At 69.4% G+C, this 14132-nt stretch carries 12 protein-coding genes; 5 read left to right on the forward strand and 7 right to left on the reverse strand.

Translation table 11 applies throughout. The features are described from left to right. Window position 1 precedes the first annotated feature (1 nt). Genes NRF20_RS00220 through NRF20_RS00235 form a run of 4 tightly spaced genes read right to left on the reverse strand, consistent with a single transcriptional unit; the run spans window position 2 to window position 5299 of the window. Complete coding sequence (locus NRF20_RS00220) at window positions 2-256, reverse strand: acyl carrier protein (protein WP_398634001.1); 255 nt, start codon at window positions 254-256, stop codon at window positions 2-4. Beyond that, the gene (locus tag NRF20_RS00225) at window positions 253-1953 is read right to left on the reverse strand and encodes an acyl-CoA dehydrogenase family protein (RefSeq protein ID WP_398634000.1); all 1701 of its coding nucleotides are present in this window, start codon (window positions 1951-1953) and stop codon (window positions 253-255) included. The genes NRF20_RS00220 and NRF20_RS00225 overlap by 4 nt, the downstream gene beginning before the upstream one ends. Next, window positions 1950-3590 carry an acyl-CoA dehydrogenase family protein gene (locus NRF20_RS00230; protein ID WP_398633999.1) on the reverse strand — a complete coding sequence of 547 codons (1641 nt, stop codon included), beginning with the start codon at window positions 3588-3590 and terminating at the stop codon, window positions 1950-1952. Before NRF20_RS00230 ends, NRF20_RS00225 begins: the two co-directional genes overlap by 4 nt. Next, window positions 3587-5299, reverse strand: coding sequence for a fatty acyl-AMP ligase (locus NRF20_RS00235; protein ID WP_413754500.1), 1713 nt, complete (start codon window positions 5297-5299; stop codon window positions 3587-3589). The genes NRF20_RS00230 and NRF20_RS00235 overlap by 4 nt, the downstream gene beginning before the upstream one ends. A gap of 328 nt (window positions 5300-5627) precedes the next feature. Here NRF20_RS00235 and NRF20_RS00240 point away from each other — a divergent pair, with 328 nt between their 5' ends. The 5 genes from NRF20_RS00240 (at window position 5628) to NRF20_RS00260 (ending at window position 11732) form a co-directional block, all read left to right on the forward strand. Further along, on the forward strand, window positions 5628-6554 hold the full coding sequence (locus tag NRF20_RS00240; protein WP_413751739.1) for an ATP-binding cassette domain-containing protein: 927 nt from the start codon (window positions 5628-5630) through the stop codon (window positions 6552-6554). Further along, entirely contained in the window at window positions 6551-7351 is an 801-nt protein-coding gene (locus NRF20_RS00245; protein ID WP_398633997.1) for an ABC transporter permease, read from the forward strand. The genes NRF20_RS00240 and NRF20_RS00245 overlap by 4 nt, the downstream gene beginning before the upstream one ends. 150 nt (window positions 7352-7501) lie before the next feature. Continuing rightward, window positions 7502-8206, forward strand: coding sequence for a thioesterase II family protein (locus NRF20_RS00250; RefSeq protein WP_398633996.1), 705 nt, complete (start codon window positions 7502-7504; stop codon window positions 8204-8206). Between the two features lie 8 nt (window positions 8207-8214). Beyond that, the gene (locus NRF20_RS00255; RefSeq protein WP_398633995.1) at window positions 8215-9039 is read left to right on the forward strand and encodes an SDR family oxidoreductase; all 825 of its coding nucleotides are present in this window, start codon (window positions 8215-8217) and stop codon (window positions 9037-9039) included. A 44-nt stretch (window positions 9040-9083) separates the two neighbouring features. Beyond that, window positions 9084-11732 carry a non-ribosomal peptide synthetase gene (locus NRF20_RS00260; RefSeq protein WP_398633994.1) on the forward strand — a complete coding sequence of 883 codons (2649 nt, stop codon included), beginning with the start codon at window positions 9084-9086 and terminating at the stop codon, window positions 11730-11732. Between the two features lie 568 nt (window positions 11733-12300). On the opposite strand, the gene NRF20_RS00265 is transcribed toward NRF20_RS00260, so the two are convergent. The 3 genes from NRF20_RS00265 to NRF20_RS00275 are packed head-to-tail and all read right to left on the reverse strand — an operon-like array spanning window position 12301 to window position 14124. Further along, on the reverse strand, window positions 12301-12897 hold the full coding sequence (locus tag NRF20_RS00265) for a hypothetical protein (protein WP_413751740.1): 597 nt from the start codon (window positions 12895-12897) through the stop codon (window positions 12301-12303). A gap of 13 nt (window positions 12898-12910) precedes the next feature. Next, window positions 12911-13801, reverse strand: coding sequence for an IS3 family transposase (locus NRF20_RS00270; RefSeq protein ID WP_413754501.1), 891 nt, complete (start codon window positions 13799-13801; stop codon window positions 12911-12913). Window positions 13802-13818: 17 nt separating this feature from the next. After that, the gene (locus NRF20_RS00275; RefSeq protein WP_331737113.1) at window positions 13819-14124 is read right to left on the reverse strand and encodes a transposase; all 306 of its coding nucleotides are present in this window, start codon (window positions 14122-14124) and stop codon (window positions 13819-13821) included. Window positions 14125-14132: the final 8 nt, after the last annotated feature.

Consider the following 14132-nt stretch of genomic DNA (forward strand, 5'->3'; position numbering starts at 1 on the left):
GTCAGGCCTTCTCCTCGATGAGGGCGGTGAGCGCCACGCTGAGTTCGTCGATGGTGGGGTGGTCCCAGGTCATCTCGGGCGGCAGTACGAGCTCGAACTCGTCCTCGATGTCGGCGGAGACGGCCAGTGCGGTGAGCGAGTCCAGCCCGTACTCGGCCATCGGGAGGGTGGTGTCGATCTCCTCGGGCGTGCGGCGAAGGTAGGTCGCCACCCGCTCGGTCAGCCAGGCGCGTACGTCTTGGGTGCCAGAACTCATCGTGTGTTCTCTTCTCGGTGGTGCAGCGGGCGGGCGGCGAGCCCGAATGAGCGGTGACTTCGGTGGCGGTCGAGGAGTTCACCGTGGAGTGCGTGCTCGACCGGGTCGGGAAGCGGGGAACGTCGGTCGGAGCGGTGCAGGACCGCCAGCATCCAGGCGGGGTCGGCCAGGAACGGATCGGTGGCGTGCCGCTGGACCTGGAGACAGCAGATCCGGGTGAGCAATGTGATGTACCGGTCGGCCAGGTCGTAGGTGCCGGGGGAGGCGTCGACGCCCCATTCCGTCACGGGAAGCGCGGTGCAGGACCCGGCGAGCTCGATGAGTTCGGTCAGGTCCGCCGCGGCAACGGCCTTCAGCTCCCGGGAGGAACTGTCCCAGGGTTCGTCCAGCGCCGCCACCAGCGAGGCGGCGATGGGGTCGCGGCCCGCGGCGTGCAGGGTCAGCCGGTCGTAGCGCAGCGGTGGCAGGTCCGTGTCCAGGGCAAACAGTTCGGCCGGTGCCGGGGCACCGGCGGTCCACGAACGCCGTGCGAGCAGAGGGAGCTGGGGCAGCAGGCTCATCTGGCAGGCCGCCCGGGCAATGTGTCCGAAGCCGACCGGCGCGAGGTCACGCAGCAGTTTCTGGAAGATCGCACTTGGACCCTCGCGCAGGTAGAAGTGGGCGCCAAGCAGTTCGGCGAGCCGGTCCATGGCGTCCAGCAGCAGCTTGGACACGGCGTATTTGACGGCCGCCGAGTAGACGCTCACGGACTCCGGCACCAGGTGCAGGGCGCGGGCGCCGACCACACCGACCGCCTCGGCCCGCAGCAGATCGGCGAAGACGCCCACCAGCACGGAACGGACGTGCGGGATGTCGATGGCGGCGCCGCCGTACAGGGTGCGGGACGACAGGTGGTCGATCGCCGTGCGCAGAGCGGTGTCCAGCACGCCGGAGGCCATGGCGGGCAGGGTGGTCCGGGTGATCTGGAGAGCCTTCAGGGCGGACTCCAGTCCGGTGCCCACCGGTCCGAGGACTGCTGATCCGGGTACGGGGACGGCGTCGAACTCCAGCCCGCCGAGCTGGACTCCGCGCATGCCGACGGTGGTGAACCGGGGCAGGTCGCGGATTCCGTCGCCGGGGACCGCCGCGCGGTCGATCAGGAGCAGGGAGTGGCTGCGGGGGCCGGGCCGGGGATCGGTCCTGGCGAACACGACCAGGGCCTGCGCCCGGCTGATGTTGGTGACGACCTCCTTGCGCCCGCTGAGCAGCAGGTCCTCGCCATCGGCAGCCGCGGTGAACTCGGTGCCTGTCATGTCGTTTCCGTGGGCCAGCTCGTGGAACGCCACGGCGACCCGGCGGCCAGCGAGCAGCAGGTCCGCGACCCGCGCGGCCTGTTCGGGGCTGCCCGCGGTCCAGACGTTGACACCGGCGATGAAGGAGCTGGCGCCGTAGCCGAGTCCAAGGACCGGGTCCCGGCGGTAGACGGTACGCATCACCTCGACGAGATGATCGGCGCGGCTGAGGCGGCCTCCGTACTCGGGCGGCACGAACTCCGCGTTGAGGCCGTAAGTGTGCAGGGCGCGCTCGCCGGCCTCCAGCATCTCCCCTCGCTCGTCCGCGTCGACGACAGCGCGGGTCCCGACGGGGTTGGCGGGGTCGGCGGGATCGCCGAGCAGGCGGTCGAGGGCGCCGGTGCGCTCAGGAACAAGGGTGGTCACACGGCACCATCCAGGAGAGTGAACCCGGGTTCGGTCCAGTCGAGTACGGCCAGGGCCAGCTCGTCGTAGGCCGGATTGTCAGGCAGGTCGAGGAGGTGTGCGAGGCAGGCGCGCGGCCAGAGGGCGTCCTTGGCCAGGGCTCCGGCCGGGCGGTCGGGGTTGTGTGAAAAGAGGCGGAGGCAGGCCGACGCCGCGTACAGGCGCTCGTACCGTTCGGCGAGGGTGAACGCAGCGCTCGGAAGTCCGCCACTGACCGGTACGAAGTCCGCCAGTTCGGCGGCCAGTTGGCGACTCTGCTCCAGCACGGTCGCGGCGAGCGCGGTCAGTTCCGGGTGTCCGTGCGCGCGGGTGCCCTCGAAGGCTTCGGGCAGGCTCTGCACGAGGCTGCACCCGGTGGCCGAGGTGAGGGTGAGCCGCGCCGTGTCGATCGTGGCCGGCGGGGTGGTGAGGTCGGCCACGGCGCGCACCGCGTCGATATCGGCGGTGCCTCGGCGCATCAGTCGGCCCAGCCGGCTCATCTGGGTCAGCAGCGCCGTGCGGTTGACGACCGTGCTGCCGTCGAAGATGGCACAGATGCGGTGGTCGCGCTCCAGCTTGGCGAAGCCGCCGCCGGGTGGGGAGGTGAGGAAGCCGCGGACGCCAAGGAGTTCCGCGAGTCGGCCGAGTGTGTCCTGCACGGTGGTGGGCACATACGCCTTGGCGATCGCCGAGGTGACGGAGAGTTCACCGGGCAGGGCGTGCACCGAGCGGGCGGCCAGGGTACTGACGGCCTCCGCGGTGAGCGCGGCGGCGGCGGCCCGGCCGAGGATACGGCGGACGTGCGGGAGGGCGCTGAGGCGGCGCCCGTAAAGTTCGCGTTCCTTGGTGAAGTCCCGGGCGAGCCGCAGAGCGTGGTCGACCGCGCCCAGCGAGAGGCCGACGCAGGCGGTCCTGGTGAGCTGGAGGGACTTGAGGACGATGCCGATGCCGTCACCGGTTCCGCCGATCTGCGCGTCGGCGGGCACCAGGGCTCTGTGCAGGACAAAGCCGCTGATGTCCGCGCCCTGGATGCCGTGCGTACGGACCTTGGGAAGCACCTGCCAGGCGGATGGCGGCAGTTGCTCGCGGTCGACGAGGAAGAGGCTGAACCCGCGACCGCCGCCGACGGGGTCGGTGCGGGCGAGCACGCAGCCGAACCGGGCCCGGCCGGCATTGTTGATCAGCCACTTCTCACCGTCGAGCCGCCAACCGCCGTCCTCCTCGGCGGCGGTGAGTTCGCCCGCCAAGAGGTCGCTGCCGTGGTCCCGCTCGGTCAGTCCCCAGCAGACGGGATGTCCCGCGCGGACCCGCTTCGCGAGCCGATCGGCCTGTTCGGGGGCGCCGGCGACCCATACGGGCATGGAGCCGAGGAAGGTCTTGCCGTGCGCGATGGCCACGGTCAGGTCGCGCCGGGCGACGGTACGGATCAGTTCGACCAGAGCCGGGAAGTCGCTGTCGGGGGTGAGGACGTACGAGGCGGCCAGCCCGGCGTTGTCGAGGACCTCCACCGCGTCGGCGGGGAACTCCTCGCGGGCGTCGAGCGCGTGCAGTTCCTCCGGGGCCCAGACGCCCGGCACGTGCCCGGCGAGGACTCGTTCCAGTGCCTCGGACCGGATCACATCGCCTCCTGACGTCCGGAGCCGCCCAAAGCGACGGTCAGTTGGGGGTCTTCGCTGGTCAGCAGGGGTTCGAGCGCGCGGGTCAGATAGAGCGAGCGCATCGCCGAACGCTCCACCTTGCCGCTGGTCGTCCGGCGGATGCCACCGGGCCGGAGCAGCAGAACCGCGCCCACGGGTACGCCGAACTCCCTGGCCACGGTCAGCTTCATGGCGGAGGCGATCTCGGCCATCCGCTCGGCGCCCCAGTGGCCCCTGATCTCGTGCAGGACGACGACCGACTCCTGGAGAGCGGTGCCGTCGTCCCCGCTGACGGCGAAGGCGGCACCGTGCAGACCGGCCAGTTCCTCGTGCTGGGCGCGGAGTTCACCCTCGATGTCCTGCGGATGGATGTTGCGGCCGTGCAGGACCAGGACATCCTTGCGGCGGCCAGTGACGAACAGGTCGCCGTCGAGCAGTCCGCCGACGTCGCCAGTGCGCAGGAAAGGGCCCTGCCCGTCCGAGGTGAGGGCCCCGAAAGTGGCCGTCGTGGCCTCGGGGTTCGCCCAGTAGCCCGCGGTGACGCTCGGCCCGCTGAGCCAGATCTCCCCGATCCGCCCTTCGGGCAGTGTCTCACCGCTGTCCGGATCCACGACGCGGACCCGCAAATCGACGCTGGAGCCGCAGCCGACCAGGTCCCGGGAGGGCACGCCGGGCGCGGCGCGGCGCAGCGCACTCTCCTCCAGCGCGGGTACGTCCACGCCGACCACGTGCGGCGTGCGGCCGCTGCGGCCGGTGACGAGCAGGGTCGACTCGGCCAGCCCGTACATGGGGACGAGCGCGTCGGGCCTGAACCCGGCGGCGGCAAAGCGTTCCGCGAAGCCGGTGACGGTATGGGCGCGGACCGGCTCGGAGCCGCTGACCGCCCTGTACACCCGGCTCAGGTCGAGGTCGGCGAGCTGTTCGTCGGTGACCCGGCGCAGGCACAGTTCGTAGCCGAAGTCGGGCGAGGCGGTGGCGTTGACGTCGAAGGCGTCCATCATCCGCAGCCACTGGTGCGGGCGGCGCAGGAAGGTCATCGGGTCCATCTGGACGTAGCCGCCGCACCGCAGGACGCCGGGGAGCATCAGGCCGATCAGGCCCATGTCGTGGTAGAGGGGGATCCAGCCGCCGGTGTGGTGGGTGGCTTCCAGTCGGAGGGAGCGCACCACGCTGTCGACGTTGGTCAGCAGGTTGCCGTGCCGGACCATGACGCCCTTGGGGCTGCCTGTCGAGCCGGAGGTGTACTGGAGTAGGGCGATGCGGTCGGGGCCGGCCTTCGTCCGGGGGCGCCACGCGTCGGGGGCGGTGTCCTCATCGTCGGTCGAGTGGCAGACCACCTGAGTGAGACCCTCGTCGGCGACCCACTTCTCGACCTCCGGCAGGCCACGCCGGTCACTCAGCAGGACGGTCGCCTGGGCGTCCCGGGCCATCCCGGCGAGCCGTCGGCGCTCGTGCCGGAAGCGGCCGGGCAGGGGGCCAGGGACCGCGATCAGCCCAGCGAACAGGCACGCGAAGAACGCGACGGTGAACTCGATGCCCGGCGGGTACAGCAGGAGGACCCGGTCGCCCGGCTCGGTGTGCTCGGCAAGCCACACCGCGGTACTGCGAGCCCGTCCATCCAGATCCGCATAGGACAGGGACGCATTGTCCCGAGCCTGAAGCGGATCCCGCACAAAAGCGACCGCACCCATATCCGGGGTGTTCTCGACGCGTTCCCTGAGAACCGACACAAGGTCGGCACTGGACGCCAGACCGCCACTCACGCGAAAAGCACCACCCGAATTTTTAGGAGATTTCACCCACTGTGCCGGCACTCCGCAACACGCCGGAACCAGCGGCCGGAGAGTAAGCAGAAAGCAACTAGTGAAAACACTAGTCCCCAGATCACATGTATGTTGCACCTTACGAAAGTCATCTGCTATGTTCTCGCCGCGTCACGTTCCTACATGCAAGGACCATGAAACGAGTGGGTCTCCGGTGAACCCCAACAAAACCGAACCGACAGTCATCGTCGAGAAAATGCAAAGAAAGCATAAAAACATCCGGGCGTTACGGGACGTCAGCCTTCATATATCGGCCGGTGAGATCTTTGCGCTTCTCGGTCCCAACGGCGCCGGGAAGACGACGCTGGTCCGCATTCTCACCACCTTGCTGCGCCCTGATTCCGGGCACGCGAGGGTGGCCGGATGGGACGTCGTGACGAACCCCGCGCGGGTCCGTGCCGCAACCGGGCTGGCCGGGCAGTACTCGACCGTCGACGGAATGCTGACGGGGTTCGAAAACCTCTATCTCATCGCCAAGCTGCGCGGCATGGACCGGCGCACTGCCCGGCGGACGGCCAGCGAACTGCTCGAGAGATTCCGGCTCACGGATGCCGGTGGGCGGGTGACGAACACGTACTCGGGCGGAATGCGCCGACGGCTGGACCTCGCAGGTTCACTGGTGGGCTCACCCCCACTGGTCATCCTCGACGAGCCGACGACCGGACTGGATCCCAAGAGCAGGCTCGACGCCTGGGACGCGGTGAGCGAACTGGCGGCGGGCGGCACCACGATTCTGCTCACCACCCAGTATCTGGAGGAGGCCGACCGGCTCGCCGACCGAATCACGGTGATCGACCACGGCAAGGTCGTGGCGGCCGGCACCAGCGACGAGTTGAAGGCAGCCGCCGGGAGCCGTCTGATCATCATGGTCGCCGAGGACCACCAGATGCCGACGGCCATACGTGCCGCGGTCAGCGCCAGCGGGAACTCCCCTGTGGTCGACCACCGGGACCGCAGGGTCGAGATGGTCGTGACGGACGGTCGATCCGCCTTGACGAGGGCGCTTTCCGTACTGGAAGACGAGGGTGTGGAGGCGCTGGAGGTGGGACTGCGCCGAGCCACGCTCGACGATGTGTTCCTGGGCCTGACCACCGCCAGGCCTCGCCCGGCGGTCACACGGTGATCGCGCTGCTCCGCGTGGGGCGGGAGGCCACCGACCTCGCCTGGCGCAATCTGCTCCATCTGCGCCGCACCCCGACCGCCCTGATGGGCAGCCTCGTCGAACCGGTCATGTTCGCGCTGCTCATCGGATACGTCTTCGGCAACAGCCTGGGCGGAGCGGTGTACCGCGAGTACATGGTGGCCGGACTGCTCGCCCAGACCGTCACCTTCAGTACCGCCGTGACGGCCCTCGGCCTGGCCAAGGACCTACAGGAGGGCACGGTCGACCGGTTTCGAGCACTGCCCATCTCCCGGGTGGCTCTGCTGCTCGGCCGAACCACCTCCGACCTCACCACCTGTATCGCGAGCGTGCTGGTGACCTCCCTGTGCGGACTGGCGCTGGGCTGGCGACCGCACAGCGGGGTTCTGCACATCCTGGCGGGCTACACACTGGTCACCGTCTTCGCCTTCGCCATGTCCTGGGTGGGCGCGTTCATCGGAGTCGTCGCGCCCAACGTGCAGGTGGCCGCGAGCCTCGGACTCATCTGGATGTTCCCCGCGAGCTTCGTCTCCTCCGGCTATGTCTCGACCGCCAGCCTGCCGGGACCGCTCGCCGCGGTGGCCGCGTGGAGTCCCATCACGGCGCTGTCAAACGCGCTGCGGGAACAGTTCGGCACCCCCGTTCCACCGGGCTTCGCGCGGCCGCACGGCTGGCCCGTCGATCACTCCGTCCCCTATCTGCTGCTGTGGTCCGCGGGGCTGATCGCGGCCTTCATGACCCTGGCGACGTCGCGTTATCGCAGCAAGGCCAGAACGTAACGGCGATGTGCGGACAGCTTGACTATGAAATCCGCGAGAAATTCCGCCGAACGCCAGGATTCCCGCTTTCCGCTTCGCTCCCTACCCGAACCCTGCTCAACTCGTCCCTTTTTCCCGACTAGGCCCCGTCACTTCGGAAAGCGAGTCGCCATGACCTCTGACAACCGACAGACCACCCTGGTATGCCTACCGTTCGCCGGAGCGGGAGCTTCCTTCTTCCGCCCCTGGTCACAACTCAACGAATCCTTGGAGGTGCTTCCACTCCAGTTGCCCGGACGCGAGCGGCTCATCGATGCAGAACCGTACCGAGAGGTGGGAGAAGCGACCGACGGACTTTTCCGAGATCTTGTCGACCAACTCAGCGGTACGCGCCGAGTGGCTCTCTTCGGTCACAGTCTCGGCGCGGTTCTCGCCTACGAACTCGCACACCGCGTGACTGCCGCACCGGACCTGGAACTGCTGAGGCTGTTCGTCAGCGGCTCGCCGGAGCCCGGAACCCAGCGGCCGCGCCGGGCGACCGGGCTGCCCGACGACGAGTTCCTGGCCCAGGTGAGCGAGTTCGCCGGTTACAGCCACGAGGCGCTGGAGGACCCGGAGATGCGGGAGATGATCCTGCCGACCCTCCGCGCCGATGTCCAGCTGCACGAGAGCTACGCACCAAGCACTCCGCTGCCGCTGAACGTGCCCATCACCTCAATCCGCGGCACCGAGGACACCCTCGTCGACTCCGACGACGCCGCCGCCTGGGCCAAGGTGGCCGGCCGGGACTTCGAGTACGTCGAGATACCCGGCGGCCACATGTATCTCACCGACCGCACGCCCGCCCTGTTGCGGCTGATCGTCGGCAGTCTCTGAGGAGCACCATGCGTCTGAGCGGTAAGACAGCCGTCATCACCGGAGCGGCCCGCGGGCTCGGCCGGGCCACCGCGCTGGCCTGCGCCGCGGAGGGCGCGGACCTTGTCCTGCTGGACATCTGCGCCGACCTCGCCGGTGTGCCCTACCCGCTGGGCTCGCCCGGCCAGCTCAACCACACCGCGGCCCTGTGCCGCGCCGCCAGCTCCTCCGTCCTCACGGCCGTGGCTGACATCCGGGACACGGCCTCGATACGGGACGCGGTCGCGGCCGCGTGCGACCGGTTCGGCCGGATCGACATCGTCGTGAACAACGCCGGCATCGCGGCGCCGTCCGGCAAGCGGGTCCACGAGATCAGCGAGGAGGAGTGGAGGTTGATGATCGACGTCGACCTCTCGGGGGCCTGGCGGGTGATCCGCGAAGTCGGCAAGGCGATGTGCGCCCAGCGCTCGGGCAGCATCGTCAACATCGCCTCCACCGCCGGGCTGGTCGGCTACCGGCACTTCGCCGCGTACGTCGCGGCCAAACACGGCGTCATCGGCCTCACCAAGGCCGCCGCCCTCGACTACGCACCGATGAAAGTGCGGGTCAACGCCGTCTGCCCCGGTTCAGTACGGGACGACACGTCAGCCGAGGGGCGGATGCTCGCCGAGATCGCCCGGGCACTGGATGTCCCGGTCAGCGAGCACGAGCAGGCATTCACCGAGGCGCAGCCCATGAACGCGCTGATAGAACCAGAGGATGTCGCGGCCGCCGTGGTCTATCTCGCCTCCGACGACTCCCGGCAGGTGACCGGGGCCGTGCTCACCGTCGACGGCGGCTTCACCGCCCGCTGAGACAGAAGGGACATCCCGTGCAAGGCAACCTGAGTTCCTCGGTCATGACAGGGGTGCAGTGCCACGCCGTCCGTATCCGGGCGACTGGACCGGTAGACACCGCGGCGCTCGCCGCACAGCTGGCCACCGTACATGACGCCCGGCTGTGGGTGGAGGACGTGCCCGTGCCCTCCGCGAGCCCTGCGGCGGAGCGCCGCCGGTCGCTCGAACTGGGCAGGCCGACCGGCACGGTTCGCGGTGTGCTGCTGCGCTGGTCGGACGGCGCGGCGGATCTGGTGCTGGTGGCGCGGCGCGATGTACTCGACCGCACGGCACTGCTGCAGCTGTCCCAAGGCGCGGATCCCGGGCACCCCGTCGGCGCCCCGTCGGCTGCGGTGCCCGTGACCGCCTCCCCTCCCCCTCCCCCGTGGGGCCAGGGCGAGGAGGGCTCCGTACGGCCGGAGACCTTCCAGACCGCCCTCGCCAACGAGGAGGCAGGTGACGAGCGCAGCTGGCTGACCGCGCTCGCCGTCACCCTGCACCACTACGACCCCGAGCACGCGCCGGTCATCGGTACGCTCCGGGGAGCAGTGACCGCGTCCCCGGACGGACCGCTGAGCTCGGTGACGACGGTGCCGGCGGACCAGCCGGCCTTCACGGGGCTGCTGTTCGACGGCGCCAGGGGCGCGGGAACGTATGTCCCGTGTCTGGCGCCCCCGTTCCCGCTGACCCTCTCGGTCTTCGAGGACGGCGGGGGCCGGCAGCTGCGCTGTGATCATCTGCTCGGTCACGTCGCCCCCGAGATGGCCCGGCAGTTCGTCCGGCATCTGATCGAGGTGCACCGGCAAGTGCTGCGCACGCCGGGCAGGGAGGTCGCGGAGACAGAGCTGCTGGACGAGGCGGAACGGGCCAGGATCCTCGCGCTGGGACGCCCGCGAGCCGTCCTGGTCAGCACCCCCACCACGCTGCACGCGGCGTTCCGCCGGATCGCAGCCGCGGCACCGGACGCGGAGGCCGTGTCCGCCGGGACGGTACGGCTGACCTACCGCGAACTCGACGAGCACTCGGACCGGTTGGCGGCCGGGCTGCGAGCGCGCGGCGTACGGGACGGCGATCGTGTCGGGGTGTGTCTGGAGCGCACGGCCGGGCTCGTCGTCACCCTGCTCGGCGTGCTCAAGGCGGGCGCCGCCTATGTGCCCACCGACCCGGCCTACCCGGCCGAGCGACTGGCCTACACCGTGCAGGACGCACGCCTCGGCGTCGTCGTCACGGAGCTCGCGGAGTTCCCGGGCGGCACCGGGGCCGAGTCCGTCTCCCCAGACGAACTCATCGCGGCCGGGGAGGGCAGTGCGCCACGGTCGGCGGTGGACGCGGAGGATCCGGCGTACATCATCTACACATCGGGGTCCACGGGCCGGCCCAAGGGAGTCGTGGTCCCGCACCGCAACCCCGTCGCGCTGATCGACGCCACCCGCGAGGAGTACGCGCTGGGGCCCTCGGACGTGTGGACGTTCTTCCACTCCAGCGCGTTCGACTTCTCGGTCTGGGAGATCTGGGGCGCTCTGCTGACCGGCGGCCGGGTCGTCGTCGTGCCGCACGACGTCTCCCGTGAGCCGGACCGGTTCCGCGACCTGCTGAGGGCGGAGCACGTCACCGTCCTCAGCCAGACGCCCTCGGCCTTCGCCCAGTTGCTGAACGTGGACCATACAGAGCTGGCCGTCCGGCTCATGGTCTTCGGCGGGGAACCGCTCGACGCACGCATGCTGCTGCCGTGGTTCGACGAACACCCGGAGTCCGGCTGCCGGGTGGTCAACATGTTCGGCATCACCGAGACCACGGTCCATGTCACCGCGCAGACACTCACGCGTGGGCTGGCCTTGGCCGCAACCCGTTCGGTGGGAATGGCGCTGCCCGGCTGGCACCTGTACGTAACCGACCCGGCCGGCCGACTGCTGCCGCCGGGGGTCGCGGGCGAGATCCGCATCGGTGGCGCCGGAGTCGCCCTTGGCTATCTCGGCCAGGAGGAACTGACCACCCGGCGGTTCACCCCCGATCCGTACACCGGGGGCAGGCTCTACCTCAGTGGCGACCGGGGACGGTTGCGGCCCGACGGCACGCTGGAGCATCTCGGCCGTCTCGACACCCAGGTGAAGATCCGGGGCTTCCGGATCGAACTGGACGAGATCCGCTCGGTTCTCCTGGAGGACCCCGAGGTCCGGGCGGCCGTCGTGGTGGTCCGCCGCGACGATCCAGCCGACGCGGCCACAGCCCGGATCGACGCGTACGTGGTACTCACCGGGGCCAGTCCGGGCGACGCCTCCGAGATACGCAAGCGCGTCACCGCCATACTGCCCGCCTACATGGTTCCCGCCACGGTGACGCCGCTGCCGGCACTGCCGCTCACCGGCAACGGCAAACTCGACCCGTCCCGTCTGCCGGAGCCGGTCCTGGCCAGGGCCAGCCGGCCGAACGGCCCGCCCACAGCCGATCACGACCTCACCACCCGGCTCAGCGCGGTGTGGAGCAAGGTACTCGGCGTGCCCGTCGGCCCCGACGACGATTTCTTCGAACTCGGCGGCAACTCGCTCTTCGCGATCCGGATCGGTACAGCGATGCGCGCCGAAGGCCTGCCCTCGGTGCGTCTGAGAGACCTGTACCGTCATCCGACCGTCCGGGCGTTGCTGACGAGTCTGACGGCCGAGGGCACCGGCTGAGACCGGCACACCCGTGTCGCGGTGCGCTCCCTGCTGACGCCCCCGCGCCCATAACTCTGACGGCCCTGCGACACCGAGGCGCGGGTGTGGACACAGACGCGAGGCAGCGACTCCGGAACCTCGCGAGCCTCCAGTTCCCCGTTGTCTTGTCCGCGGTCTGCCGATCCCGGCCGCTGGCGTCCGTTTTGCCCCTTGACCACCCGTTGACCGGACGGCTCGTCCGTGGCCGATGCCACACCGCCCGGCAGGAGTTCAGAGGGCAGTGCGCGTGCTGGACGACGAGGCTCCGCGCCACCAGTCCGAGGCTTCTGAGCTCGGTACGTCTCGCCGCTCTCGATCCTGGCCTTGTTCCCGGCGAACTCCCGCTCGGCTGCCGACAGCCGCGCACTAGTACTCCAGCCGGACTTCTTCATTCGCGCTGGTCAACGGCTTGGGCGTGGGGAGTGTAGCGGGTTGGAATCGGGGGTGGGGCTGTCTTTGCCGGGTGGTCCCACGAAGGTGTGACCGCGCCGTGTGTAGTGGCAGCCGCGGGCGCGTGCTTGGTGGCGGCGACGCCAGTGGGACCACGTCATCGCGTGGTCGTGGTGTGGAGCACGGCGGCGTGGTCCAACTGCCAGCAGACGTCGAATCTCGGCCGGTGTGAGGTCCACGAGGTCGGGTGTGTCCCGCTCGGTTCCCCCTTTTTCCGTTCCTGGCCGGCCAGGACGGCGAGGAAAGCGTGCGCGAGCATGGCGAGTGTGATGTGCCGGTACCAGCCCACGTAGCGGCGGACTTCGTACTGGTCCAGGCCGCATTCGTTCTTCGCGCTCTGGAAGCATTCCTCGACTTTCCAGCGGCAGCCGGCGATGCGTACGAGGTTGGCGACGGTGGCTTCCAGGGGTGCGCTGGCGAGGTAGTAGGCGATCTCGTCGGGCTTGGCGATGCTGCGGCAGGCCAGCATCCAGCGTTGCCGGGCGGGTTCGTTGCCGTCGAATTCCCGCACGGCGGGCAGGCGGGCTGCGGCCCAGTCGTAGAAGCGCTCGCCCTTCGCGCCGCTTCCTGCGGACAGCCGCTGCCAGGCTTCGGGCGGGGCCTGGCCGATGAGGTGGTCGATGCGCGGGCCGTGGACCTGCTGGGACTTGGGTACGGCGACGACGTAGGAGAGCTGAAGTTCCCCCACGATCACGGACAGCGAATGTTTACGCTGCGTGGGTGAGATCTTGGGCCGCCAGGGCCCTGGTCTCGATCGGGGTGACGTAGCCGTAGATTGGATGCTTGCGCAGACGGGTTCGGTTGTACTCGACCTCGATAAAGCGGAAGACGTCCGCGCGAGCAGCCTCGTGGGACTCCCAGACGGTGGTCCCGATCTCCGCTTTCAGTAAACCGAAAAAGCTTTCGGCTGCGGCGTTATCGTAACATGACCCGGTTCGTCCCATGCTCTGGCTCAGCTTCAACTCCCTTATCAGCTTGCGGTATTCACTCGACGTGTACTCCGATCCGCGATCCGAGTGTGCGATGCAGTCCTTCCTCAGGGCGCTGCGGCCGGCGGCCATCTTCAGGGCGTCGACAACAAGTTCGGCGCGATGGTGGTCGGCCATCGCGTACCCGATGACTTCGCGGGTCGCCAGGTCGATGACCGTCGCCAGATGCCACCAACCGGCGAGTGTGGGCAGATATGTGATGTCCGAGACCAGCTTCGTGCCGGGCTCGGCGGCGGTGAAGTCCCTCCCGACCAGGTCCGGCGACGGGGCCGCCTTGGTGTCGGCCTTGGTCAGGCTGCGGCGCTTGCGGCGGGTGATCCCGCGGATGTCGCGCTCCCGCATGATCCGCTCGACCTTCTTCCGATTGATCCGCCTGCCCCCGCGTCGCAGTTTCGCGGTCACCCGCGGGGCCCCGTAAGCCCCACGGGAATCGGCGTGGATCTGCCGGATCTCCCCGGCGAGCTCGTCCTCGGCCGCCTGGCGCACCTCGGCGGCGGGCCGCGCGGCAAGCCAGACGTAATACGCCGATCGCGCCACCTTCAACGCCCGGCACAGCAGACTCACGCCGTAGCCGCCGGGATTGTCCTCGGATGCCTTCTCCGCGTCGATGAACCGGTAGCGCGCGGCTACTTCGTCTTCTGCTGCGCGAAGAAGGCGGTCGCTTTTCCCAGCACCTCGATCGTCTGTTCCTGCTCGCGGACCTTGCGTCGCAGCCGGACCAGTTCCTCCCGCTCAGCGGTGGTCAACACCCCGGCCGGCCCCTCGCCCCGATCGATCCCGGCCTGCCTGACCCAGCCCCGCAGGCCCTCGGAACTCACCCCGAGCTCTCGCGCGACCTCCGTCACCGTCCGCCCGGAGGAACGGACGAGATCGACGGCGTCCTTCTTGAACTCCGCCGTGTACCGCTTGCTCGTGTTGCTCTTCTTACTCACTACCTGGA

The organism is Streptomyces sp. R-74717 (assembly GCF_047305335.1).
GTDB classification, from domain to species: domain Bacteria; phylum Actinomycetota; class Actinomycetes; order Streptomycetales; family Streptomycetaceae; genus Streptomyces; species Streptomyces atratus.